Here is a 24,549-nt window from a genome sequence, read left to right on the forward strand (position 1 = left end):
CGACGCTTACATCTCGAATGGCAAAGGCGATTTGCCTTTTCGCGCTTGTTTGATGGCGTTGTAAACCTGCTCAGGTGTCGCAGGTGCTGGCAGGTGAGGGATTTCGCCTTCATCTGCCACGCTCACGACAGCATCACGAATAGCGCTCCACACCGAAATGGCCAACATAAACGGTGGCTCGCCGACGGCTTTCGAATGGAAGACTGTGTCTTCTGGGTTGGCGCGATTTTCTACCAATCGTGTGTTGAATATTTCCGGTGTATCAGCGACAGCAGGGATCTTGTAGCTGGCAGGGCCTGAGGTCATCAACTGGCCTTTGTCATTCCAAACCAGCTCTTCTGTTGTCAGCCAGCCCATCCCCTGAATAAAGCCACCTTCGACTTGGCCAACATCAATCGCAGGGTTAAGCGATGCGCCTACATCGTGAAGAATGTCAGTGCGCAGCACTTTATATTCGCCAGTGAGGGTATCGACGATCACTTCTGAACATGAGACGCCGTAAGCGAAGTAATAGAAAGGGCGACCGCGTCCTTTTTCGTGATCGTAGAAGATCTTCGGTGTGCGATAGAAACCGGATGCCGCCAACGAAATTTGGTTAAACCAACACAGTTCGGTGAAGTCAGCAAATGTCATGGTTTGCTTGTCGCCAATTGACACAATGCCATTGCTGAATGCTACATCTTCCGGAGAAACATCAAAGTGCGAGGATGCGAAGTTTACCATTCGCTCTTTGATGGTGAGTGCGGCATTTTGCGCGGCTTTACCATTCAGGTCAGTACCAGATGATGCTGCAGTAGGCGAAGTGTTCGGTACTTTTTCTGTGTTGGTTGCGGTCACTTGAATCGTACCGACATCCACACTAAAGGTTTCAGCAACAATCTGCGCGACTTTGGTGTTCAAGCCCTGACCCATTTCCGTGCCACCATGGTTCAGCGAGATGCTGCCATCGGTATAAACCGTGACTAACGCGCCGGCTTGATTAAGGAATGTGGCGGTAAAAGAGATACCGAATTTCACAGGTGTGATAGAAATGCCTTTCTTCAGGATAGGGCTGTTGGCGTTGAACTCCGCAATGGCTTTTCGGCGCTTCTCATACTCGCAGGACATTTCCAAATCGGCTGTCATTTCGTGAATGAAATTGTCCTCTACCTTCTGGTAGTAATGCGTTTCGTCACGACCTTCGCCCGCGTAGTAATTCGCTTTGCGAACTTCAAGAGGATCTTTCTTGAGGTGACAGGCAATGGTGTCCATCACATGCTCAATAGTCATCATGCCCTGCGGGCCACCAAACCCTCGGTACGCAGTGTTTGATGCCGTATTGGTTTTCACACAGTGCCCGGTTACTGTGGCATTGCCAAGGTAATATGCGTTGTCAGAGTGGAACATGGCACGGTCGACAATTGAGCGAGACAGATCCGGTGAGTGTCCCGCGTTACCTGACACCACGATTTCAATCCCTTGAATCACACCGTTGTCGTCAAAGCCCACCTTGTATTGATTAAAGAAGGGGTGGCGTTTACCCGTCATCATCATGTCTTCACGACGTGGCAAACGGAATTTCACTGGTTGGCCTGTTTGGTTTGCAATCACGGCTGCAATACAGGCGGGCGCGGCGGCTTGTGTTTCTTTACCACCAAAGCCACCACCCATACGGCGCATGTCGATCAATACCTTGTGCATAGAAACACCCAAAACGGACGCAACTAACTTTTGCACTTCTGTCGGGTTTTGAGTGGAGCAGTAAACGATCACGCCACCATCTTCAGTGGGGACAACACTCGAAACCTGCGTTTCAAGATAAAAATGCTCCTGACCGCCGACATGAAGCGAGCCTTCCAGTACGTGTTCTGCATTAGCTATCGCTGCCGCTGAATCTCCCCGTTTTTGGGTATGGCTATCGGTAACAAACAGCTCCTGCGCCAAGGCTTCTTCTACATCAAGAGCTGCAGGCAACAATTCGTATTCAATGATGGCGGCTTCTGCACCTTTTCGGGCATTGTCGAGGCTGTCAGCGGCAACCGCAATCACAGGCTGACCGACATAAACGACCTTGCCGTCAGCGAGCATTGGATCGCCGGGAAGGATAGGGCCAATGTCGAGTTCACCCGGCACATCTTCAGCGGTGATCACAGTGCGAACACCGGGCACTTTGTAGCAAGGTGATACATCCAACTTGGTAATATTTGCGTGAGCATGTGGGCTCATCAGCGCGTACACATGAAGCTGATTAGGGAATTCGCCGCGATCGTCAATGTAGAGCGCTTCGCCTGATACCTGCTTTTCAGCACTTTCATGTTTTACCGATTTGCCGACGCCAGTCGCTAATCCAGCTTTCGCTTGCGCGGTCATTTCTTCCATGGTCATCGCTGGGGTCGTTTTACGAGACATAATGAATCACCCTCGTTTCAATTTTCTTTCCATCAGCCGTATAACTGAGCTCTGTGAACAGACGGTAAAGCAAGTTCGCTGCAGTTTCAGCGCGATATTCCTTTGTCGCTCTGAAGTCGGAAATGGGTGAGAAGTCATTTTCCAAAGCTGACATTGCGGCTTGAATAGTTTCCGCACTCAGTGGCTTACCTACAAGCTCCTGCTCGCAATGGGTGGCGCGCGCTGGAATGGCCGCCATGCCACCGAAAGCAATACGAGCTTCAGTGACAGTGTCACCTTCAAATGTCAGTCTGAATGCTCCGCAGACTGCTGAGATATCATCATCAAAACGCTTCGAAATTTTGTAGGCTTTGAATGGCTGATTAGGTTGCGGTTTCGGCACACGAATGGTTTGTACAAACTCAGAGGGTTGTAGCGCCGTCACTTTGTAATCTTTGAAGAAGTCTTCAAGCAGGATTTCCCGTGCTGTTTCACCGCGGCGAAGAATCACGGTTGATCCCAAGGCAATCAGCAGAGGTGGTCCGTCACCAATGGGAGAGGCGTTGGCAATATTGCCACCGATCGTGCCTTGGTTACGGATCTGTAGGGATGCAAAGCGTTGTAACAGCGCGCCGAAATCTGGGTAGTGTGGTTCCAATGCGCGATATACATCAGTGAAAGGCACATTGGCACCGATTTCGATGTGGGTATCTGTCTCGTTAACGGTTTTGATATCGTCAACGCGGCCAAGATAGATCAGTTTTTCGATATCGCGATGAAACTGAGTCACTTCCAGTGCAAGGTCAGTGCCGCCTGCCAGCAGTTTAGCAGTGGGGTGCGCCATCAGCGTTTTTGCCAGTTCATCGCTGTTAGTCGGTGTGAATGCCGTTTTGCCGTCTGCGTGATATTCCAGTTCAGGTTTGCCAATCGCATTCAGCTTTTCAATCGTTTCACGCTCGTATTCAGCAAACTGGTCGCTAATCGGCGTTTCCTGACTCAGCGACAGTGCAGCTTCTACAATGGGTCGATAACCGGTGCAGCGACAAAGGTTGCCCGCCAATGCTTCATAAGTGTCTTCTTTGTCCGCATTGGGGTGGTTTTTAGTGAGCGCGAACATCGACATGATAAAGCCAGGTGTACAGTAGCCACATTGGCTGCCGTGAAAATCAACCATGGCCTGCTGTACGGGGTGCAGCGAATCTTTCGTTCGCAAGTCTTCTACTGTGATGAGTTGTTTGCCATGAAGGGCGGAAACAAAGGTCAAACAAGAGTTAACACTTCGATATTCTAGATTGCCATCAACCACTTCACCCAAAACAACGGTACAAGCTCCACAATCACCAGAGCCACAACCTTCCTTGGTTCCTGTTTTGCGCAGATGTTCGCGCAGGTAATTCAACACAGTCAGGTTAGGAGAAATGTCTTTCTCTTCCTGCAAAGTCTGATTTAAAAGGAAACGGATCACACGGCCTCCATGACGTTTTCGTATCCATTGATTACAAGCTAGTCATTTCTGACCGTTCGGTCAACTTTCTGTTAACAAGTGATTATTATGAAATTAACAATCAAATATTGAATAAAAACAGTAGGTAATGAGTATTTCTAAGGTTCAGCATCAGAAATGGAAAGTGAAGATTGTATACAATCTGTGAGGTCGATCGTTCATGATTCTCGGTTTTGATAACTGAGAGGACGATGACAGAAAGAAAAAACGGCCTGAATGCTTCAACATTCAGGCCGTTTTTAAACTGATTGAGGTATCAGGCTTTCTTCTTCAATACTTTCGAAAACACAGCATGAAGATCCTGTGTGCCAGAATCATCATGCAGGTTCAGTTTGGAATTGATATGGTCAAGATGAGTCTTCATTAGCGCTATAGCCGCTTGTTTATCTCCCGCCTCTATCACATCGAGTAGCTGAGTGTGCTCGTCACAAGAGCAGTGCGTTTTCTTAGATGACTCATACAGAGCAATGATCAGTGAACATTGGGACACCAAGCTACGTTGGAAGCTCATCAACGGCAGATTATTTGCCATCGCAGCAAGTTCGATATGAAATTCGCCAGAAAGGCGGATGCTGCGTCCAGTATCGTTTTTCGCAATGGCTTCATTTTCCTCTGCAACCATGGCGCGGCATTTGGCGATCTGTTCCGGTGTCGCGTTCTCTGCTGCCAGTTCGACAATGGCCAGCTCCATCACTTCACGCGCTTTGAGGATTTGCATTGCTTCCTCAACGGTTGGTGACGCCACAATAGAGCCGCGGTTTGGACGGGTACTGACAACCTGCTCTACAGAGAGTCGTAATAGGGCACGGCGAATGATGGTGCGGCTGACGCCGAAGATTTCGCCCAATGCTTCTTCGCTGAGTTTGGTGCCAGGTGGCAGGCGTTGTTCCAAGATCGCATCAAAGATATGACCGTATACGATGTCATCCTGTGTCATTTTGGGGTTTGTCTGTTTGGTTTTTTTATTCGTTGCTTTGAGAAGCCCTGTCATACAGTAGTTCCTTTCCCGACTCGCCGTCTCTAGCGAGTCCGCTGCAAAATAACGTTCTAAAAGAGAACGTAAAGGTTATGCGTGTTGTTTTGTATAAGAATAGCTAACTCGATTGTACAACATTGGTGCAATTATTGTATTGGTGCTGTTATCGGTTTGCGGGGCGGGTACTGTTCCAAGGTAGAGAATTGAGGATAGAGATTTAACGGCCGGGGAAGCCCGGCCGTTTGAAGGTGGAATCAGCTTGCCAGAACGGCATCAGTTTTCAGACTGGAAGCGATGATACCGGCAATTGCGACAGCTTCATCCGTATCAGAGATATCGCCGGAAACGCCGACTGCACCGAGTAATTCCGATGACGCGTCTCGGATGAGCACACCACCGGGAACGGGAACAAGGTTTCCCTGCGCAAGTGTGGCGACTGACGAGATAAAGCAAGGGCGGCTTTGGGCATCATCCGCAATCTTTCTGGAGGAGCACCCCAGAGCTAATGCCCCCCAGGCTTTGGCAATTGCTATTTCTGGTCGCATCATACTGGAGCCATCTTGCCGTTGGAGTGAAATAAGGGCGCCGCCTTTATCCAAAATGGCCACCGTTAGCGGCTGGGTTTTCCTTTCTTGCGCCGCATGGAACACCTTAGTGGTGATTTCCAGTGCTTTTATCATCGTCAGATTTTCCATTGAAGGTCTCCTAGATTTTTAGGGGCGGCTTAAAGCAGCCGCCAATGCTCGTTATTCAAGTTTTGCGTAGCAAGGAATGGTGAGAAAATCAGCAAAGTGAGTATCGGTTGAGAGGGTGAAAAACAACGCCGATGCTTCATCAAATTTTCTGAATTCGCCATTGCCTGCTGACGCTTTCATGTCCTTTACTTCCTGATCGAGCCACGCTCTAAATAGCTCAGTGGTAAATGGTCGACCATCATCCAGGGACACCTGATGCTTGAGCCATTGCCAAATGTTGGCGCGGGAAATTTCTGCCGTAGCGGCATCTTCCATCAACCCGTAAATAGGTACGCAACCAATACCACGTAGCCAGGCTTCCATATAAAGCACCGCGATTCGGATATTCTTTCTTACACCGGGCTCATCTTTTGGTCCTTGGCTTGGTCGAAGAAGGATTTCGCTGTTAAAGCTTCCATCAGGAATAAAGTGGCGTTGGTTTGTCGCGCCATTCAGGTATTCATCAAATATTTCGCGGGCAAGTGATACCAAATGAGGATGTGCGACCCAGGTGCCATCATGACCATTCGTCGCTTCACGGCGTTTATCTTCAATCACTTTCTGTGTTACGCGAGCCATCTCGTCAGGATCTTTGGATGGAATGAAGGCAGACATACCGCCAATTGCTAATGCTCCACGGCGATGGCAGGTCTGGATAAGACGTTTGCTGTACGCCTCCAAGAAAGGTTGATCCATGCCGATGGCATGACGATCAGGCAAGATGCGATCGGTGTGGTTCTTCAGCGTTTTGATGTAGCTGAAAATGTAATCCCACCGGCCACAGTTCATACCCACGATGTGCTTACGCATTGCGTAGAGGATCTCTTCCATCTGGAATACAGCTGGAAGGGTTTCAATGAGAACAGTGGCGCGTATCGTACCTGTTTCGGCAGAAAAGTACTCTTCGGTGAAATCAAACACGGATTCCCACCATGCAGCTTCTTCCATGGACTCAAGCTTAGGCAAATAGAAGTAAACGCCTTGGCCACTTGCTTTGCGGGATTGGTAATTGTGGAAAAAGTACAACCCGAAATCCATTAGGCTGGCTGGCATGGGTTTACCATCGAAAAGAATATGGGATTCCTGAAGGTGCAAACCTCTTGGACGATGGATCAATGTCGCGGGGTTATCAGCTAACTGATAATGCTTGCCATTTTTCGGGTCGCTATACGAGATTGTGCCCGCATTGGCATCACGCATGTTGACTTGGCCATTCACCATGTTTTCCCAGGTCGGTGAAGTGGCATCCTCGAAGCAACACATAAATACATTTGCGCCAGAGTTGAGCGCATTGATCACCATTTTTCGGTCAATGGGGCCTGTTATCTCAACGCGCCTATCGAGCAATATCTCCGGAATATCAGCCACTTTCCAATCTCGAGCGTCTCGAATGTCTGCAGTATCGCTCCTGAAATCAGGTAGGGCACCGCTATCGAATTTCTCCTGTTGACGCTTTCTGTCAATCAGTAGCGAAGACAATGGTCCCGTGAACTGTTGGCAAAGCGCAGATATAAAGTTCAATGCATCCGCATTCAGAATGCTTTTAGCGTCTTCGTTGAACAAAGGCCCAACGATCTTAATGCTGGAGCAAGCTGCTGAGCTGGAACGATTTTCTGAAGTACTTTCTAGTTCATACATCGGCAGGGTCCTTTAATCTAATGTATACAATTAAACTCTAATAATGTTTCTTTGATGGTGTTGTTATAGAGAACAATAAAAGCACAATGTTAATGCATTGTGAATAGGGTGGTACCAAAATTCCATTTACTCAGTAACTTGTCTGACCTCTTTCCAATGCACTGTCAGCCATGATTTTGCCGCCGTTGTGCTTCGTTCAAATGTTTTAGAACTGTAAAAAATTCCTTGCGATTAAAAAACAATCGATCTAAGAATACAATATACACTCAAATTGTATACAAATGGAGTTTTGTATGGGAAAGATGAGAGCGATTGATGCAGCGGTTGAAGTGCTGAAGAAAGAAGGTGTGGTGAAAGCGTTTGGTGTGCCGGGCGCAGCAATCAATCCCTTTTACTCAGCGCTGAAGAAAGCGGGAGGCATAGACCACATACTTGCACGCCATGTTGAAGGTGCATCTCACATGGCCGAGGGCTACACCCGAGCAAACCCTGGGAACATCGGTGTCTGTATAGGAACGTCAGGCCCCGCAGGTACCGATATGATTACCGGTCTTTATTCGGCACAGGCTGATTCAATACCCATTCTTTGTATTACAGGGCAAGCACCACGTGCCAGACTTCACAAAGAAGACTTCCAGGCGGTAGATATTGAATCCATTGCTCGTCCTGTGACTAAGTGGTGTTCAACAGTTTTAGAACCCGCACAGGTGCCACGCGCAATTCAACACGCTTTTCAGGTTATGCGTTCAGGTCGTCCAGGCCCTGTACTGATTGATTTACCTTTAGATGTTCAACTGGCTGAAATCGAATTTGATATCGACAGTTATGAACCACTTGAGCCTTACAAACCTTCGATTTCGCGCCATCAAGCAGAAAAAGCGATGGAGATGCTAGTTGCAGCTGAGCGTCCACTGATCGTTTCTGGCGGCGGCGTGATCAATGCAAATGCTTCAGAACTTTTACAGGAGTTTGCCGAAATCGTAGGTGTACCGGTTATTCCAACTTTGATGGGCTGGGGCACTATTGCAGATGACCACGAGTTGATGGCGGGTATGGTTGGGCTTCAAACATCCCACCGATACGGCAATTCATCTTTGTTAGCGTCTGATGTGGTGTTCGGTATCGGTAACCGTTGGGCAAATCGGCATACGGGCTCGGTCGATGTGTATACCGAAGGGCGTAAGTTCGTTCACATCGACATTGAACCAACCCAAATCGGGCGCGTGTTCTGTCCGGATCTGGGGATCGTGTCTGATGCACACCAAGCGCTTACTGTGCTGATCGAAGTAGCAAAAGAATGGAAAGCGCAAGGCAAACTGAACGATCACTCTTCATGGGTTGGTGATTGTCAGCAGCGCAAAGCTACCATGCTGCGAAAAACCCACTATACCGAACAGCCAGTAAAACCAATGCGTGTTTATGAAGAGATGAACCGCGCGTTTGATCGTGAAACCTGTTACGTCAGTACCATTGGCTTGTCTCAAATTGCCGCTGCGCAATTCCTACACGTGTACAAACCTCGCCACTGGATTAATTGTGGTCAAGCCGGACCTTTAGGCTGGACGGTGCCTGCCGCACTAGGTGTTCGTGCTGCGGATCCTGAGCGCCAAATTGTCGCTATTTCAGGTGACTACGACTTCCAGTTCATGATTGAAGAACTCGCTGTTGGTGCCCAGTTCAACCTTCCTTACATCCATGTGTTGGTGAACAACTCTTACCTGGGGCTTATCCGTCAGGCGCAGCGTCAATTCGATATCGACTACTGCGTACAGTTGGCCTTTGAAAACCAGAATGCACCTGAACTTGCCGATTATGGTGTCGATCATGTCACCGTGGTGGAAGGACTGGGTTGTAAGGCGCTGCGTGTTACCGACCCAGAACAAATTGCGTCGGCGTTTGAAGAGGCAAAGACCTTGATGGCTAAGCATCGTGTACCGGTTGTTGTAGAAATCATTCTGGAAAAAGTCACCAATATCTCCATGGGTGTAGAGATTGACTCTGTGAATGAATTTGAATCTCTGGCTGACTCTATTGCTGATGCGCCTACTGCATTGGCAGCCAATCGCCAATAACTGTTTGGTTCTTATGGAATAAGGAAATTGAAATGCCAAAGTTAGCTGCCAATTTATCAATGTTATTTACTGAACTGCCTTTCATCGAGCGCTTTAATGCCGCGGCAAACTTCGGTTTTAAGGGAGTGGAGTACCTGTTTCCGTACGCATTTGATGCCTATGAGCTGAAGGCAGAACTGGACCGTAACCATCTGAAGCAAGTGTTGTTTAACCTACCTGCAGGGGATTGGGACGCAGGAGATCGCGGGATTGCAGCGGACCCGGCACGTGTTGATGAGTTCCGGGCAGGCGTTGCACTAGCGATTGAATACGCCAATGTATTGAACTGTGAGCAAGTGAACTGTCTCGCTGGGATCGTTCCTTCGGGTGTTAGTCAGGACCAAGCTGAAGAGACTCTGATTGAAAACCTGAAATTTGCGAATGCCCAGTTGGAAAAGGCAGGTATCCGGTTGGTTGTGGAAGCAATCAATACAAGGGATATCCCGGGCTTTGCGCTAACCAATACCAAACAGGCAGTTCGGATTTGCGATGCGGTCGGGAGCGACAACCTTTCACTGCAGTACGACATCTACCACATGCAAATTATGGAAGGGGATATTGCCCAAACCTTAAGCTCGACGTTAGACCGTATTGGGCATGTTCAGCTCGCAGATAATCCTGGTCGTCATGAACCTGGGACCGGGGAGTTGAACTACCACTTCCTGTTCAGCCACTTAGATTCTATTGGCTATGAGGGTTGGGTTGGGTGCGAATATAAGCCAGCTACCACCACCGAAGAAGGCATGAAATGGCTTCAGACATACGGACAAAATGAGGAGTAATGGAATGACAACTATCGCATTTATCGGCACCGGCATCATGGGTAAGCCAATGGCTGAAAACCTACAAAAAGCCGGGTATCAACTCAATTTGTCAGAAAGCCGTACAAGGGCACCTGCTTCATTAGTCGAAGGTGGTGCAAAAGCCTATCCTTCGAATCGTGAAGCGGTTAATGACGCGGATTTCATTATCGTTATGGTGCCAAACACACCAGATGTCGAAGATGTTCTGTTTGGTGAAGATGGTATAGAGCCAGTGCTGGATGCCACAAAGACAGTCATCGACATGAGTTCTATATCTCCCATTGAAACCCAAAGCTTTGCTGCCCGGGTCAACGAAAGTGGTGCGGCTTACCTTGATGCGCCTGTTTCTGGCGGTGAAGTCGGTGCCATCAATGCCACCTTGACCATCATGGTTGGTGGCGAAGAAGCCACGTTCGAAAAAGCATTGCCACTGTTTGGCGCCATGGGGCAGAACATCAATCTGGTCGGTGATAACGGTGCGGGTCAGGTGTGCAAGGTAGCTAACCAAATCATTGTGGCACTCAATATTGAAGCCGTGTCTGAAGCGCTGGTGTTTGCTTCTAAAGCAGGCGCAGATCCAGCAAGGATCCGCAACGCGCTGCTGGGTGGCTTTGCTAATTCAAAAGTGCTGGAAGTTCATGGTGAGCGCATGGTGAAAGGAACCTTTGACCCTGGTTTTAGGATCCGCCTGCATCAGAAAGATTTGAACTTAGCATTAACAGGGGCTGAAACGCTTGGCGTTTCACTGCCGAATACAAAATCCGCACAAGAGCTATTCAGCTTATGTGCTGAGCAAGGTGGGGAAGATTGGGATCACTCTGCGCTTATTAAAGCCATTGAATCGCTTTCAAACCACAACATCCGCGGCGAATAACGCCGTGAACCATACCAAGCAGTTTGAAGTGTCCAGCTTTTCGCTGCTTGGAGTACCTCCAACTTGAGTTTACGTTTTACAGGTCCTTAGTGTTTTGCCCGCTTCTTTCACGACGGGCTTTTTTTTCTATGGAGATAAGCAATGGATCAGCAGGAAGTGTTCAAGGAAGGCGAAGAAACCCTAATAAAACAGTCAGAATCAGAAAAGGCATCCATTGAAGGTTTATCACCCTCGATATTTCTCCGGAAATTGTTCGACGCTGCGGTTGAAGCCGCCCTTCCTTATGGAAATATTAAAAAGTATCTGCCTGAAGACCGCTCGGGAAATTTAGTTGTGATCGGTGCAGGTAAAGCGGCTGCTTCAATGGCTCAAGCGTTGGAAGATGAATGGGAAGGGCCGATAAGTGGCGTTGTTGTCACACGTTATTTGCATGGCACACCTTGTAAGCACATCGAAGTATTGGAAGCGTCGCACCCGGTTCCTGATGGTGAAGGAGAGAAAGTCGCGAAGCTCATCCTGAATTTGGTCACGAACCTTGATGAAAATGACACGGTGATATGTTTGCTATCCGGCGGAGGCTCAGCCTTATTAAGCTTACCTGCACCGGGCATCGACTTTTCCGAGAAACAGGACATCAACAAAGCCCTGTTGAAATCGGGAGCTGCCATCAATGAAATGAACTGTGTAAGAAAGCATCTTTCCGCTGTAAAAGGAGGGAAGCTGGCACAAGCGGCTTACCCTGCAAGTGTGCTTACGCTTGCGATATCTGATGTGCCGGGAGATGCCGCAGATGTTATCGCATCAGGTCCGACAGTCGCAGACCCGACGACACGTTTTGATGCTATTAACGTATTGAATAAATATGACATTCCAGTAAGTGACAATGTCACTTGTTGGCTGGAAAGCGAAGCATCTGAAACCCCAAAAGCCGGTGACGAGAGACTGTCAAAAAGCCGTTTTGAGATTATTTCAACGCCTTTCGAATCTCTGGTTGCTGCGCAGACTTTATCGGAATCGCTAGGGATACCCGCTTACATTCTGGGAGATACTCTGGAGGGAGAATCACGGGAAGTTGCACTGGTGCATGCAGCCATGGCAAGCAGTGCAGCTAAACATGATCAGCCTTTCCCTGCACCTTGCGTTATCCTCTCTGGCGGTGAAACCACTGTAACAGTCAAAGGTAATGGTCGCGGAGGGCGCAATTGTGAGTTTCTGTTATCACTCTATCAAGCGCTTGAGAAAGAGCCCGCTATTCGGGGCAGAATTTATGCGTTGGCCTGTGATACAGATGGCATTGATGGTGTGGAAGACAATGCCGGAGCAGAGTTGAAACCGGATTTTTATGTCGCTGCTGCAGAGAAGAAACTGTCACCCGAGCCTTACCTGACTAACAACGACAGTTATGGTTTTTTTGAAGCGCTTAGCGGCTTGATTTTTACCGGGCCAACCCGCACTAATGTGAATGACTTCAGAGCAATATTGATATTACCAGAGTGATTGACTGGATGAATTGTCTAGGATTCATTAAAGTTGTGATTACACGCTTTAATGAATCCACGGACGGGTAATGTCACGCATCAGGACGAAAAATCAGGAAAAGATCATCGAAGTCGCCAGCCAACTGTTTGCAGAAAAAGGCTATGCTGCAACGACGACCGCCGAAATTGCCCAACGCGCCGAAATTCCTAAACCCAACCTCTATTACTATTTCAATACCAAAGACAACCTCTACCGCGCAGTGCTGGAAAGCGTCACTCAGCCATTGCTCGAAGCGTCTTACCCTATCGAGCAGCTCAACGATCCGCGAGAAGCGCTTACCCAATATATCCGTACCAAACTGCGCATATCTAAAGAATACGCCGCCGCTTCGAAGACTTTTGCTGCTGAAGTGATGGCTGGCGCACCGCACCTCCCAAGTGACATTGCAGAATCCTTGATGGATCAATCTCGAATGATTCTGAACAAGTTCGAATATTGGATTGATCGGGGTTGGATGGAGCCAGTGCCTCCCAAGCATCTGATGTTTATGCTTTGGTCATCAACCCAAACCTACGCTGACTTTAACTGGCAGATATGTCAGGTCAGCGGTCAGTTTGAATTAGAAGATCAAGACTTCGAAGATGCGGCAGAATTTCTGGTGAATTTGGTGCTGAGAGGGTGCGGCGTAAAGCATGCGGATTGATAGTGGAGGCATATATGGTGTTAGATATTTACCTAATGCATCTCCAAGCTTCTGTGAATGTATTGTGATGTTGAAAAGTAAGATAGGTTGTTCATGACTTTATTAATAGTGTTTCTAAGTGGAATAGGCATACTCTTCTCCGCGATTTCGGGGTTTCTTATGCCTTGGTCCGTTCTTGTATTTTTTGTCGCTTTCGCCACCGCCTTCTTCATATATATAACTGACCCCAATCGCCCACGAGACGATTCCCCAAAGTCTCAGGACACTTCAGACAGATATGACTCCTCCGGAGGAGATTTCGGCGGGGGAGACTAGTGACCATTAATGCTGATAACAAATATTTCCCATCGCAATTGAATAGTCTGAATAGTGAATACCATGATCCGCGAAATAACCCCTCAAGACTTCCAATCCTTCTGGCCGACATTCTCCAGTGTTATTCAGGCAGGGGAAACCTATGCCTTTGATGCGGATATGACTGTCGAACAGTCTTACCAGCTTTGGTGCGAAGTGCCTCTGAAGACGTTTGTTTTCGTTGAGGATGATGTCGTTCTCGGCACTTACTACATCAAGCCCAATGCGATGGGGCCGAGCCGTCATATTTGCAATTGCGGCTACATGGTTTCCGACCAGGCAAGAGGTAAAGGTATTGCCCGTCAGATGTGTGAACATTCTCAGCAAGTTGCGGTAAAACTTGGTTTTAAGGCGATGCAATTTAACAGCGTGGTTTCTAGCAACGAAGTGGCAGTAAAACTCTGGCAGAAACTGGGTTTTGATATCATCGGAACCATTCCCAAAGCATACAAACATCCGCGAATGGGCTATGTCGATAGCTTTGTGATGTATAAGTGGCTGCTCTAAGGTCAACAGCCCCTAACCACCAAGGGAAGTTTCTCTCGAATAAATTCCGCCAACGCTTTGGTATGTGGCGGTACGCCCAGCCTTGAAGGCATCAACAGACTTAAACTTGCCGACTGTGAAAGCCAATCGGGCAGAACGCGAACTAGCTCTCCCGTTTGTAATGCAGTGCGGCATACATAGTCAGGCAGTGCAGTCACACCTAACCCTTCAATCGCGGCTTGTCGTATGGTCGACATATCTTCTGAGCACAAAGCGATATTGGATGTTTGGTGAGTACGTAGCCCGTCTCGGTTCATGAGTGGAATAGCGTCTTTGGAACCGCTTCTGCCAACTTTCAGAAACTGACAATCAGCAAGATCGTAGGGCGTGTTTAACTGTTGAAGCGTTTCGAGGTAACGGGGCGAGCAGTAGAACTGCCATTCCACAGTAGTAATAAATCGCTGGATGAGACTGGAGTCAGGCAGCTCTGCGCTATGTCCGCGGATAGCTATATCAATCCCTTCGGCGACAAGATCTTCCATTGCGTTGGTAACACGTTGCTCGATATGCACTTTAGGATGTAGCTTGGCAAACTCGGTCACAATGCTTAGTAAGGCGAATTGAGCGACACCTGTTGAGCAACTAATGACCACTTTCCCTGTGAGTTTCCCACTGCGGTTGTCCATGGCAGCTTCTGCAAGTTCTAAGGTATCTACCAACTTTCGGGCATGATGGTAGAAGCTCTTTCCCTCTTCTGTCACCGCAACATTACGGGACGTTCGCTGCAATAACCTGACACCTAAGCGCTCTTCCAGCTGTACAACGTGTCGGCTCAACCGTGACTTTGGCATATTCAACGCTTTAGCGGCGGCTGTGTATCCTTTTTTCTCAACGACATGCACAAAGTAAAAGTAGTCATTCAAGTCGAATTTCATTTTATCGTCCTATTTATGGAACGTAGAGTTCGAATTCTAACGGTTTTTATCCGGAATCCAACTCGTTACATTGTTTTTAAGCCAACAAATAGAACGGAGTAGAGCAATGACGAATTCAGCAGCCCAATTAAACCAGAGTACTGTATTGGATAAGCATGTGACTGGCAGCCCATTGAATATTGGAGAAGGATTCACGGGTATTGGTTTTCGCCATACGCAATTTGAAGGGGCGATGGACCCAATCATCATGGTTGATCATTACACCATGACAGTACCGACATTCGGTGCGCACCCTCACGCAGGTATCTCAGCGGTTTCCGTTCTGTTTGAGGATACAGAAGGCAAATTTAACAACCGTGATTCGCTAGGCAACGACTTCGATATTCATGCGGGAGATCTCTATTGGCTGAACGCTGGTCGTGGCGCGGTTCATGACGAAGCGCCAAGACTTGGTGCGAAAATTCATGGTTTGCAGATCTTCGTGAATCTCCCGGCAACGTTGAAACATGAGTCGCCTAGCTCTCTTCATGTGAAGCGAGAGGACATGCCTACGCTGGTGGGAGAAGGGTATCGCGTCAGGCTGGTGCTGGGAGAAAGTAACCGCGCGAAAACACAGGTTTCCTCGGTATGGCCGTTTACCATTCTTGATGGTTTTGCCGATGAGCGTTCAGGTTTTGAACACCAAATTCCCGATGGGTTCAATGCTTGGCTCTATGCCGTGGAAGGAAAAATCGAGTATCAAATAGACGATGAATGGCATGTTCTAGATCAAGGGGATTCAGTCTCGATCGTCCCTAAAGATGTTTCTGTATTAAAAGTTCGTGGTGATAACAAGAAGCATAGCCATTTTGCGCTGCTGTCGGGGGAAACCATTAACGAGAGTTTTGTCCAGCAAGGACCGTTTGCAATGAGTTCACAGCAAGAAATCAATGAGGTTGTTGCCCGCTATCAAGCCGGAGAGTTGGGCCAGCTTTAAGACCAGACTGATATTGATTATCCCAAGTATCATTATTGAACGAGATTAAACGATGAAAATACTCGCTTTTGCTGCAACTAACAGCCGTAAATCAATTAACAAGCAACTCGTCCAATATGCGGCGGGAAAGATCAAGAACGCTGATGTCGACTATGTAGAAATCAATGACTTTGATTTACCTATCTACAATAGCGATTTGGAAGAGGATTATGGCATTCCTAGATGCGCCTACGCTTTCCAGAAGCGGATAGAAAATGCCGACGCAATTTTAGTGTCATTTGCTGAGCACAATGGCAATTTTACGGTGGCATTTAAGAACCTGTTTGATTGGCTAAGTCGTATCGATCGAAACGTCTATCAAGGAAAGTCGATTATCTTGCTCGCGACATCCCCAGGCCCAGGTGGCGCGAATACAGTCCTGAAGCTGGCTAAAGAAGGGGCTCCGCATTTTGGTGGCAATGTCGTCGGAGTCTTTAGTTTACCGAGTTTCTATGACAACTTTGATCAGGAAAACAAAGCCATAAGAGATACAAGCCTTACCGCAGAATTAGATGAAATATTGCGTCAATTTGAGGGCGCTGTTTCTCCAGTCTAGCAAGTTAACTCTCCTATTAACTTCGATAAAACCCGCAGCCTAATGCGGGTTTTTTATTTGTGAACACACAGAGCCTCAGGTGCTGGCGTAGTAGAATATACCGATATGGATTAGTGCTTATTTCCAGAACTATTAGTTCATTTAATGCCGGATTATGTTGCTAATCACGGTGCTGTAGATTGGTTTCTGTACAACAAACAGTACGACTATGGATAAGGAGTTCGCATGACAATCAATAGAGTCACCTTAGCAACAGCGCTTGTTACCTCAATGGCACTTGCTCCAGCGGTGATCGCGAAAGAAGGAAGCCCAAAAGGCGCTGACACTGTGAAATCTCACAAACAGTCTTATCAAGGTAAGCGCTTCAGCAACTCTGATGTGGATTTCTCGAACTGCCGGGAAATTGCGGGAGGTATAGCTGTACAGAAGGATGCGCTGACTTCGCTGGTTCCGTCAGGCATTACTGTAAACAGCCTTTCAGATATGGGGTTTGTGTTCGAAGGTTCAGACAACCTCGGCATGCTGATTATTCGTTCTTTGCAGTGCGAAGTCATCCAAGTGACAGATGCAAAGGGCCGAGTATTCACTGATGAGAATGTCGCGTTTGCTCATGTGGGCACACCAATCAATACTTCCAATCTACCAGCGACGACGTTCAATAACGACGGTTCGAACGGTGCAGATTTCAATATATATGCATTGAGCTACCAAACCTCTTCTCCTGCTTACTATGGTGCGATGAAAAGAATGGGGATGGAAACCGCGATGTTTAATGAGCACATGATTAACGCGCAGGTTGATACCACTCCGGGTACCTGTGATGTTGCACAACTCAGTGTGAGTGTGCCTGGCAATCATGACTATTCATTTAACATCTTCGGTGAAGTGATAGAAGCAACCGCGGAATGTCACCCTGGCGGGGCAAATTTTGTGGCGAACTGGTGGAGTGTTGACCGAAAGAAACGTGTTTCAGCACTCAGCAATTTAGTGACGGATCAGACGTTCACAGAAACTGCTGGCCCTAACGTATACGTAGTAGCGAAACCCGGGACGACCATGAGTTCTCTGATTGGTGAGGCACCATCAGCCTTTACAGGATTCTCCGGTAGCGGCTATTTGCCATCCGGTGGTATTGGCAATGTCGATATGGTGGCTGAAGCTTTAGGTAAATTGGCGCGTTAAACTTCCACTGCAAATAGCGCTATTAAGTCAAACGCCCCTAATAGAATAGGGGCGTTTGTTTATGCGCTCATTCCGCGAGCTGGTCTGCCAAAAACCGAGCCAACAAGAGCGTCAGATTCTCTCTTCGTGCTTTATCTGGCCAAACCGCGTATCGCCCAAGCTTACGCAGAGACCAATCCGGAAGAAGTTGCACCAACGCGCCAGATTTTAGCCCTGGCTCGGCGATATGTTGGGGCAAAATCGCGATCCCTGCATTTTGATGCGCGAGATGACAAAGCGCTTCAATGGTGTCGACTTGCAATTGAAAGTTGTTAAAAACGACGAGCACTTTGTCATCGCCAGACATGAACTCCATTCTGTCCTTACGATGTTTGAAGCTTAACCACTCAAGATCAACAAGATCGTCTGGATGCTGCGGTGGTGGGTGAGATGCGGCATATTTGGCGCCAGCGACCAAAACGCGCTGATATTCTCCCAATTTCCTCGAAAGCATCGAGCTGTCGTCTAGCCAACCAATCCGTACGTTCAGGTCATACCCATCGTCAATCAGGCTGACGGGCATATCTGTGTAAGAAATTGACAGGGAAACGCGAGGGTATAAGCGCGTAAATGCCGCTAGCGCAGTGGATACGTCAGAGGAAGCAAGAAATGCCGGAAGCGAGATCCGCAATTCTCCGACGGGTTCCACCGAAATAGCATTGAGCTCGTTTAACCCCAATTCTGCCTGCTTGAGCATTTCTACCACTCGAGGGTAAAACATGCGCCCCTCATTGGTCAGGGAAAGCTTTCTCGTCGTGCGGTAGAGCAGCGTCTTCCCTAGGTAATCTTCAAGGTCTGAAATGGTTTGGCTCACTCGGGAAGGAGCAAGATTTAGCTGTTTGGCGGCAGCTCGGAATGATCCACCGTCGACAACACGGACAAATACAGCCATATGTTTGAGGTATTCAATCATTGTTCTTCCTGAGCGAATTATGAAGTCCGTTAATACACGATAATACAAATAAACATCTTCTTGTACATTGTTTGTATGCGACATGGCGTACGGGAAAACAAAGGGACATGAAGATGATTTCAAAGAAAACCAGGCTCTCGCTTGCGGTATTGGCTGCGACTGTATTCTCTACTTCGACTTTTGCAGAAGGCGTGTATGTCACTGTGCTGGCGGGTAAAAGCTATCAAGCGACAGACAGTGAAGCTTATGGCAACAACATCGCTGTTGATTCGGATTTTCCAAACGACTTTGATTCCGGTGATGGTGAGGTAGGTACGATTGGCTTGGGCTATATCGTTAATGAGTCGTTCCGAGTCGAAGGGCGATTGGGTTACCGCGAAAGCGATTTTAACAGTACACGTTTTGGCACCGGAGCAAGAAATGGCGAGGAGTATGCCCTGATCGGAAAACTCGAGAGCACGACGCTAACGGTGGAAGGCTTTTATGATATCGATACAGGCACTGGTTTTTCGCCCTATATCAAAGGTGGCTTGGGTATCGCCCGTAACAAGTACAATGCCAAGTTAGGTGGGCAAGGGGTTCAAGGCTTTTTTGATAGGCTGGATGGTACGGTGGATGGGTTCTACGATGACTATCCAGACAAAACGGAGACGGAATTCACCTGGAATGTCGGTGTGGGAGCAAGCTATTCCTTCAATGAAAGCTTTGCAGTCGTTGGCGAGTATCAGTATGTCTCGCTGGGTGATGCTCAAACCTATCAGGATTCCTTTACCGATGGCTTCCAAATAGACGGCGCGACTGCCCACGAAGTGTCTCTTGGGTTGCGTTATCGTTTCTAATACGGTTAGGAGAGAAAGCTTATGAAGTTCAGAGTGAAAAGCGTGAGTTGGTTTTCAACAGTTTTGCTTGCCGCAACATTAAATGCGCATGCCAATGTCGATGGCGACCTTTCTCCTAGAGAAACGGCCATTCCGGATACGACGGATAGCGTTCCTCATGTGCAGTTGAATGTGAAAACAGATGCTAACCTGATTGCTGAACTCAGAAACAAGGTAGCAAAGATCCCTGATGTATCATTGCAAAGCTCAATGCTTTCTCTTCCTGGTGCGGAAGGCTTCTGGATTCGCGAGGGTGTTCCGCTTGCGAATCCTCAGGCCATCGTCGGTGGCCGAGAATTCGCACATTTACACCCAGACGGTAGTCTTCATGCTTCACTACCGCCAGAGTTAGCCAAAGAAGCGGTGAAAAACAACTGGGCAACATTTCATCCCTGGTCGTCTCAGCGTTTGGGTTGGGAAGGCTTCGTCATGATCTATACGCCTTCGACTCAAGCCGAAGTTGATGTTGTTTACGCACTGGTGGTTTCATCGTTCAACTATGTCACCGGTAAAGAGATCAACGCGCAAAGCTTGAGCGGTAAAAAATCGGTCAAGCGCTCCCCCAGTTAACATGCAAAGACAAAAAAATAAAGGCGCTTTTTAGCGCCTTAGTTGTTGAGCTTTAGCAGCCAGCTTTCTTGCTGCTGCACGGTGCCTTACCATCAACTCTTGCTTATCAACATCGACCAATTCGCCATCAACCACTCGCCAATCACCATTAACCATGACACGGTCTGCGCGATGGTGGCCGCAAAGCACCAGCGCAGCGAGAGGATCGTGGCTTCCAGAGAATTGAATTTCATCCAGCTTGAACATGGCAATATCTGCCAACATACCTTTGTCCAGCGTACCGATGTCTTTTCGGCCGATATTTCTCGCTGAACCCTGTGTCGCCCAGCGGAACGCATCAAAGTGACTGACTTTGGCAGAACCGTATCTCAGGCGTTGAATGTAAGTCGCCATTCGTAGTTCATTGACCAGATTGGAACCATCATTGGATGCAGAGCCATCCACACCAAGACCAACAGAAGCGCCAGCTTCTTCTAGTTCCAGATTTCTACAAATACCCGAAGCGAGCATCATGTTAGAACTTGGACAATGACAAATTCCAATGCCAGATTGTCCAAGCCTGCGAATCTCTTCGTCATTGAAATGTATACCGTGTGCAAGCCAGGTTCTGTCATGCAGCCAGCCTACCTCTTCCAGGTAGTCAACAGGACGATAACCGAAACGCTCCAGACAGAAATTCTCTTCGTCTATGGTCTCGCAAAGGTGGGTATGAAGCATCACATCATGTTGTTTGGCAACGTGAGCCGTTTCTTTCATGAGCTCTGTGGTGACAGAAAAAGGAGAGCAGGGGGCGAGGGCAATTTGGGTCATGCCGCCAAATTCAGGTTGATGATATTCGCGGATTAGGCGAACGCTATCATCAATGATGGTTTGTTCAGTTTGAATGGTGTGCCTTGGGGGCAGCCCGCCCTGATCTTCACCAAGGCTCATTGAGCCCCGGGTCAGCACAGTACGTAAACCGATTTTTCTAGTGGCCTCTACCTGAATATCAATCGCGTGTTCCAAACCAACGGGGATTAAGTAATGGTGGTCGGAAGCTGTGGTACAACCGGAGAGCAGTAGTTCAGCGCTGGCGAGCTCTGTCCCCAGCTGCATCATTTCTTCATCAAGGCCAGCCCAAACGGGATATAGCGCCTTAAGCCAATGGAATAGCTCTTTGTCCAAAGCATCGGGATAAGCACGGGTGAGTGTCTGGTAGAAATGGTGATGGGCGTTAACCAAGCCGGGTAACACAACATGCTCTGAAGCATCTAGAGTATGGTCGAAAGGTTGGGTGGGAGTAGCGCCTTTGGCGACCACTTCTACTATGGTGTTTCCTTGAACAACAATGCCGCCGGCCGCGTCATCATTCGTTCCAGTCCAAATCGCGAGAGGATTTTTAATCCAGGTAGTCGCCATGTATTTGTATCCTTTGCTGGAAAAAGAATAGCCCCGAGATTCTAAGAAAGTCGGGGCTGACGCCGAGGGCTTATTGCGTCGGTTTAGAAGGTTGGTCTGTCGACACATCACTCTGAGAAGAAGTGCTAGCCATTGCAGGCTCCGCAGTGTCTTCACTTAGCGGGATCGAATGATCGCTGTTCATTTCCTCCTCTTCAGCCTGCTTTTCAGCATGGACATCTTCTTTCGACTTCGGAAGCACCAGATTCAGAACAACAGCCACGATGGTACCTGTGGTAATACCCGAGTGAAGAAGTTGAGCGACATCATGATGCAGATGCTGAAGCAGAGAAGGCTTGATAGTGACAGCAAGCCCTGCTGCCAAGGAGACACAAATCACAAGAGCATTGCGGCGTGTGTCGGCAGCTTTCACCAACATACGGATACCCGCATAGGCAATCATACCGAACATGATGAAACCGACGCCACCAAGCACTGGTTTTGGTACTGTCACCGCTAGTGCTCCGAATTTCGGGAAAAGTCCAGCAAGGATCAATAGAGCACCCGCGGTGCCCACCACGTAACGGCTTGCTACGCCAGTGATACCAACGATACCAACATTCTGGCTGAATGAAGCTAATGGCATGGCACCAAATAATGACCCCACCGCACTACCAATGCCATCGCCCAGTAGACCGCGTTTGAGGTCTTTACCTGAGATCGTACGGTGACAATTGCTAGCAAGTGCAAGGAAGTCGCCTGTCGCTTCTGCGATCACGACAATATAGGCAAGACACATACTCACGATGGCTGGCCAGGAAAAGCTGAGTCCGAACTTGAGAGGGTCAGGTGTCGCAAACCAACTTGCCTCACCGATTTGTTTCATGTCGACCATGCCCATACTCAGTGCTACCAAGTACCCGCCAGCCAGACCGATGACAATCGCTGATGCTGCTACTGAGCCTTTTGCGTAAGTCGCAACGAGCAAAACAACCAGAAGAGAAACGGCAGCAAGGAAAAGCTTGGGTAGTGTTGCAAAATGTTCGCTGCCTGCTGGCGCGTCACCTACCCAGTTCATGGCAACGGGCAGTATGGTTAAACCAATCAGCGTGACGACAACACCACTGACGACTGGTGGGAAGAGCTTACGGATTTGCTCCATAAAAAAGGCGGAGACAATTACCATACATGCACCTACCAGTGCCGCTCCCATAATCCCAGAAACGCCATCAGCTTTCCCTATGCCTATCGCGATGCCGAGAAATGCAAAGCTGGAACCCATGACAACAGGGAGCCTGATGCCAACTGGCCCAAAGCCAATACATTGAATGATGGTGAAGGCACCAGAAATAAACAAGGCAGCGTTGATTAGCGTGACAACGTCACCTGTTGGTAGGCCAATTGCGGTGCCGACAATGAGTGGCACGGCGATAATACCGCCGATTGAGGCAAGCATATGTTGAATTGCAAGCAGGACTGTCGAGCCTGCAGGCGGTTTGTCGTTTAATTCATAGAGCAGTTTCATAACTTCTTCCTTTAAGCTGCCGGCGTTCCTTTTTTATTCGGCAGCGCTGGTGGTGAATGTTGAATTACCCCTTGGGACGTCGTTGGTCCTGAAAAATTAAAGCGAAAAATAGGCGCCTCTTTGGGCCCCTTTATTTGTTATCCGAGAATGATCAGTTTGAACACAAACAGAATGCTCAATACATACATGGCGATGGAAATATCCGAGAACTTTCCTGTGCCCGCCTTGAGTACGGTGTAAGTAATAAATCCAAGTGCGATACCGTTTGAAATAGAGAAAGTCAGCGGCATCATTAATGCGGTGACAGCGGCTGGCACTGAGTCAGTAAAGTCATCCCAATTCACGTGACGGATACTGCTCATCATGAGAAAAGCGACATAAATAAGTGCACCTGCGGTGGCGTAAGCCGGAATCATTCCTGCCAATGGTGAGAGGAAAATGGCTGCCAGAAACAGCACACCCACGACGATCGCTGACAGTCCGGTACGTGCTCCCGCGGAAACACCTGAAGCACTTTCGACGTAACTGGTCACTGGTGGGCAACCGAAACATGCACCAATAACGCTGGACATACTGTCCGCTTTCAGTGCTTTTGGCAGGCCATCAATCTTGCCTGTTTCTTTGTTGATGAGATTGGCACGTTCAGCCACGCCCATGAGTGTGCCCGCGGTATCGAACATGTTCACAAACAGGAAGGCAAGAATGATACTGATCATGCCGACATTCAGAGCGCCCGCAATGTCCATGGCCATAAAGGTGGGGGCTATGCTTGGTGGCGCTGAAAAGATGCCGCCGTATTCGAAAAGGCCAAGACCTAAACCGATCAGCGTGGTACCGAAAATCCCGATTAGAACGGCACCGAAAACTTGCTTAACTGCCAATACAGAAATGATGAAGAAGCACACAGCAGCAAGAATGGCAGGTGGCTGAGTAAAGTCGCCAAGCGTTACCAAAGTGGCAGGGCTGCCAACCACAATCCCAGCGCTTTTTAAGCCGATAATTCCGAGGAATAGACCCACGCCCGCCGTCATGGCATAGCGCAGTGAAGAAGGGATGCTGTTGATGATCCATTCGCGAACCCGGGAAACACTTAACCCGACAAAAATGACCCCGGAAATAAAGACCGCACCAAGGGCAACTTGCCAGCTATATCCCATTTCACCGACTACGGTAAACGCGAAGAAAGCGTTCAAGCCCATGCCTGGAGCAAGCCCCACCGGCCAGTTTGCAAACAGCCCCATCATCAGGGTACCGATTGCGGCACCAATACAGGTAGCAACGAACAGCGCGCCAGGATCCATACCGGACGCAGACATAATATTGGGGTTCACGAAAATGATATACGCCATAGTGGCAAAAGTGGTGACCCCACCTATGAGCTCGTTCTTAACCGATGTGCCGTGTTGGCTCAATTTAAAGTAGCGTTCGAGAAAGCCACTCTTTCCTATGGGTTGTTCAGCAGTGCTTTGCTTATCCATTGACATATTCCTTCTAGGAGTTACTGCGAGTTTTTCCTTTTCGCATTGATTC

General features: G+C 48.4%; 21 protein-coding genes. 11 read left to right on the forward strand and 10 right to left on the reverse strand.

Annotated elements, in window-relative coordinates; translation table 11 throughout:
• Positions 1-6: 6 nt before the first annotated feature.
• From xdhB to aceB, 5 genes are all read right to left on the reverse strand, one after another.
• Positions 7-2,388: a xanthine dehydrogenase molybdopterin binding subunit gene (xdhB, locus tag RN22_RS17800; protein ID WP_046306331.1), complete on the reverse strand. Its 2,382-nt coding sequence runs from the start codon at positions 2,386-2,388 to the stop codon at positions 7-9.
• Positions 2,378-3,832, reverse strand: coding sequence for a xanthine dehydrogenase small subunit (xdhA, locus tag RN22_RS17805; RefSeq protein WP_046306332.1), 1,455 nt, complete (start codon positions 3,830-3,832; stop codon positions 2,378-2,380). The genes xdhB and xdhA overlap by 11 nt, the downstream gene beginning before the upstream one ends.
• 295 nt (positions 3,833-4,127) lie before the next feature.
• Positions 4,128-4,862 carry a GntR family transcriptional regulator gene (locus tag RN22_RS17810; RefSeq protein WP_046306334.1) on the reverse strand — a complete coding sequence of 245 codons (735 nt, stop codon included), beginning with the start codon at positions 4,860-4,862 and terminating at the stop codon, positions 4,128-4,130.
• Positions 4,863-5,101: 239 nt separating this feature from the next.
• Positions 5,102-5,542, reverse strand: coding sequence for a heme-binding protein (locus tag RN22_RS17815; RefSeq protein ID WP_046306336.1), 441 nt, complete (start codon positions 5,540-5,542; stop codon positions 5,102-5,104).
• A gap of 51 nt (positions 5,543-5,593) precedes the next feature.
• Positions 5,594-7,219 (reverse strand): malate synthase A, encoded by a 1,626-nt coding sequence (gene aceB, locus RN22_RS17820; RefSeq protein WP_046306338.1) that lies wholly within the window; start codon positions 7,217-7,219, stop codon positions 5,594-5,596.
• A gap of 293 nt (positions 7,220-7,512) precedes the next feature.
• Here aceB and gcl point away from each other — a divergent pair, with 293 nt between their 5' ends.
• The 6 genes from gcl to RN22_RS17850 all read left to right on the forward strand — a co-directional run bounded on the left by gcl (position 7,513) and on the right by RN22_RS17850 (position 14,050).
• Complete coding sequence (gene gcl / locus RN22_RS17825; RefSeq protein ID WP_046306341.1) at positions 7,513-9,291, forward strand: glyoxylate carboligase; 1,779 nt, start codon at positions 7,513-7,515, stop codon at positions 9,289-9,291.
• Positions 9,292-9,323: 32 nt separating this feature from the next.
• Positions 9,324-10,112, forward strand: coding sequence for a hydroxypyruvate isomerase (hyi, locus tag RN22_RS17830; RefSeq protein WP_046306343.1), 789 nt, complete (start codon positions 9,324-9,326; stop codon positions 10,110-10,112).
• A gap of 4 nt (positions 10,113-10,116) precedes the next feature.
• On the forward strand, positions 10,117-11,007 hold the full coding sequence (locus RN22_RS17835) for a 2-hydroxy-3-oxopropionate reductase (RefSeq protein ID WP_046306346.1): 891 nt from the start codon (positions 10,117-10,119) through the stop codon (positions 11,005-11,007).
• 141 nt (positions 11,008-11,148) lie between these two features.
• Positions 11,149-12,504 (forward strand): glycerate kinase, encoded by a 1,356-nt coding sequence (locus RN22_RS17840; protein ID WP_231590923.1) that lies wholly within the window; start codon positions 11,149-11,151, stop codon positions 12,502-12,504.
• A gap of 70 nt (positions 12,505-12,574) precedes the next feature.
• Positions 12,575-13,189 carry a TetR/AcrR family transcriptional regulator gene (locus tag RN22_RS17845; protein ID WP_046306348.1) on the forward strand — a complete coding sequence of 205 codons (615 nt, stop codon included), beginning with the start codon at positions 12,575-12,577 and terminating at the stop codon, positions 13,187-13,189.
• Between the two features lie 378 nt (positions 13,190-13,567).
• Positions 13,568-14,050: a GNAT family N-acetyltransferase gene (locus RN22_RS17850; RefSeq protein WP_046306351.1), complete on the forward strand. Its 483-nt coding sequence runs from the start codon at positions 13,568-13,570 to the stop codon at positions 14,048-14,050.
• A 2-nt stretch (positions 14,051-14,052) separates the two neighbouring features.
• On the opposite strand, the gene RN22_RS17855 is transcribed toward RN22_RS17850, so the two are convergent.
• Positions 14,053-14,964 carry a LysR substrate-binding domain-containing protein gene (locus tag RN22_RS17855; protein WP_046306353.1) on the reverse strand — a complete coding sequence of 304 codons (912 nt, stop codon included), beginning with the start codon at positions 14,962-14,964 and terminating at the stop codon, positions 14,053-14,055.
• Positions 14,965-15,070: 106 nt separating this feature from the next.
• Between RN22_RS17855 and RN22_RS17860 the strand changes: the two genes are divergently transcribed.
• The 3 genes from RN22_RS17860 to RN22_RS17870 all read left to right on the forward strand — a co-directional run bounded on the left by RN22_RS17860 (position 15,071) and on the right by RN22_RS17870 (position 17,717).
• Complete coding sequence (locus RN22_RS17860; protein WP_046306355.1) at positions 15,071-15,940, forward strand: pirin family protein; 870 nt, start codon at positions 15,071-15,073, stop codon at positions 15,938-15,940.
• Between the two features lie 52 nt (positions 15,941-15,992).
• Entirely contained in the window at positions 15,993-16,535 is a 543-nt protein-coding gene (locus tag RN22_RS17865) for an NADPH-dependent FMN reductase (protein ID WP_046306357.1), read from the forward strand.
• A 225-nt stretch (positions 16,536-16,760) separates the two neighbouring features.
• Positions 16,761-17,717 (forward strand): hypothetical protein, encoded by a 957-nt coding sequence (locus RN22_RS17870; protein ID WP_052737563.1) that lies wholly within the window; start codon positions 16,761-16,763, stop codon positions 17,715-17,717.
• 67 nt (positions 17,718-17,784) lie between these two features.
• Here the strand turns inward: RN22_RS17870 and RN22_RS17875 are convergent, their stop codons facing one another.
• Positions 17,785-18,669 carry a LysR family transcriptional regulator gene (locus RN22_RS17875; protein WP_046306359.1) on the reverse strand — a complete coding sequence of 295 codons (885 nt, stop codon included), beginning with the start codon at positions 18,667-18,669 and terminating at the stop codon, positions 17,785-17,787.
• 113 nt (positions 18,670-18,782) lie between these two features.
• Here RN22_RS17875 and RN22_RS17880 point away from each other — a divergent pair, with 113 nt between their 5' ends.
• Complete coding sequence (locus RN22_RS17880) at positions 18,783-19,508, forward strand: outer membrane protein (RefSeq protein ID WP_046306361.1); 726 nt, start codon at positions 18,783-18,785, stop codon at positions 19,506-19,508.
• Positions 19,509-19,529: 21 nt separating this feature from the next.
• A complete protein-coding gene (locus RN22_RS17885) occupies positions 19,530-20,117 on the forward strand; it encodes a luciferase family protein (protein ID WP_046306363.1) in 588 nt (195 codons plus the stop codon).
• Positions 20,118-20,147: 30 nt separating this feature from the next.
• On the opposite strand, the gene RN22_RS17890 is transcribed toward RN22_RS17885, so the two are convergent.
• The 3 genes from RN22_RS17890 to RN22_RS17900 all read right to left on the reverse strand — a co-directional run bounded on the left by RN22_RS17890 (position 20,148) and on the right by RN22_RS17900 (position 24,497).
• On the reverse strand, positions 20,148-21,515 hold the full coding sequence (locus tag RN22_RS17890) for an 8-oxoguanine deaminase (RefSeq protein ID WP_046306365.1): 1,368 nt from the start codon (positions 21,513-21,515) through the stop codon (positions 20,148-20,150).
• A gap of 70 nt (positions 21,516-21,585) precedes the next feature.
• Positions 21,586-23,019: a nucleobase:cation symporter-2 family protein gene (locus RN22_RS17895; RefSeq protein ID WP_046306367.1), complete on the reverse strand. Its 1,434-nt coding sequence runs from the start codon at positions 23,017-23,019 to the stop codon at positions 21,586-21,588.
• A 137-nt stretch (positions 23,020-23,156) separates the two neighbouring features.
• Complete coding sequence (locus RN22_RS17900; RefSeq protein WP_046306369.1) at positions 23,157-24,497, reverse strand: NCS2 family permease; 1,341 nt, start codon at positions 24,495-24,497, stop codon at positions 23,157-23,159.
• Positions 24,498-24,549 lie beyond the last annotated feature (52 nt).

The sequence above is a fragment of the Grimontia sp. AD028 genome (genome assembly GCF_000973155.1).
Taxonomy (GTDB): domain Bacteria; phylum Pseudomonadota; class Gammaproteobacteria; order Enterobacterales; family Vibrionaceae; genus Enterovibrio; species Enterovibrio indicus.

Bases quoted from the DNA above. Each gene is read 5' to 3' on its own strand.
- xdhB (WP_046306331.1), bottom strand. From the start codon at position 2,388: ATGTCTCGTAAAACGACCCCAGCGATGACCATGGAAGAAATGACCGCG.
- RN22_RS17810 (WP_046306334.1), bottom strand. From the start codon at position 4,862: ATGACAGGGCTTCTCAAAGCAACGAATAAAAAAACCAAACAGACAAAC.
- RN22_RS17815 (WP_046306336.1), bottom strand. From the start codon at position 5,542: ATGGAAAATCTGACGATGATAAAAGCACTGGAAATCACCACTAAGGTG.
- aceB (WP_046306338.1), bottom strand. From the start codon at position 7,219: ATGTATGAACTAGAAAGTACTTCAGAAAATCGTTCCAGCTCAGCAGCT.
- gcl (WP_046306341.1), top strand. From the start codon at position 7,513: ATGGGAAAGATGAGAGCGATTGATGCAGCGGTTGAAGTGCTGAAGAAA.
- hyi (WP_046306343.1), top strand. From the start codon at position 9,324: ATGCCAAAGTTAGCTGCCAATTTATCAATGTTATTTACTGAACTGCCT.
- RN22_RS17835 (WP_046306346.1), top strand. From the start codon at position 10,117: ATGACAACTATCGCATTTATCGGCACCGGCATCATGGGTAAGCCAATG.
- RN22_RS17840 (WP_231590923.1), top strand. From the start codon at position 11,149: ATGGATCAGCAGGAAGTGTTCAAGGAAGGCGAAGAAACCCTAATAAAA.
- RN22_RS17845 (WP_046306348.1), top strand. From the start codon at position 12,575: ATGTCACGCATCAGGACGAAAAATCAGGAAAAGATCATCGAAGTCGCC.
- RN22_RS17850 (WP_046306351.1), top strand. From the start codon at position 13,568: ATGATCCGCGAAATAACCCCTCAAGACTTCCAATCCTTCTGGCCGACA.
- RN22_RS17855 (WP_046306353.1), bottom strand. From the start codon at position 14,964: ATGAAATTCGACTTGAATGACTACTTTTACTTTGTGCATGTCGTTGAG.
- RN22_RS17860 (WP_046306355.1), top strand. From the start codon at position 15,071: ATGACGAATTCAGCAGCCCAATTAAACCAGAGTACTGTATTGGATAAG.
- RN22_RS17865 (WP_046306357.1), top strand. From the start codon at position 15,993: ATGAAAATACTCGCTTTTGCTGCAACTAACAGCCGTAAATCAATTAAC.
- RN22_RS17870 (WP_052737563.1), top strand. From the start codon at position 16,761: ATGACAATCAATAGAGTCACCTTAGCAACAGCGCTTGTTACCTCAATG.
- RN22_RS17875 (WP_046306359.1), bottom strand. From the start codon at position 18,669: ATGATTGAATACCTCAAACATATGGCTGTATTTGTCCGTGTTGTCGAC.
- RN22_RS17880 (WP_046306361.1), top strand. From the start codon at position 18,783: ATGATTTCAAAGAAAACCAGGCTCTCGCTTGCGGTATTGGCTGCGACT.
- RN22_RS17885 (WP_046306363.1), top strand. From the start codon at position 19,530: ATGAAGTTCAGAGTGAAAAGCGTGAGTTGGTTTTCAACAGTTTTGCTT.
- RN22_RS17890 (WP_046306365.1), bottom strand. From the start codon at position 21,515: ATGGCGACTACCTGGATTAAAAATCCTCTCGCGATTTGGACTGGAACG.
- RN22_RS17895 (WP_046306367.1), bottom strand. From the start codon at position 23,019: ATGAAACTGCTCTATGAATTAAACGACAAACCGCCTGCAGGCTCGACA.
- RN22_RS17900 (WP_046306369.1), bottom strand. From the start codon at position 24,497: ATGGATAAGCAAAGCACTGCTGAACAACCCATAGGAAAGAGTGGCTTT.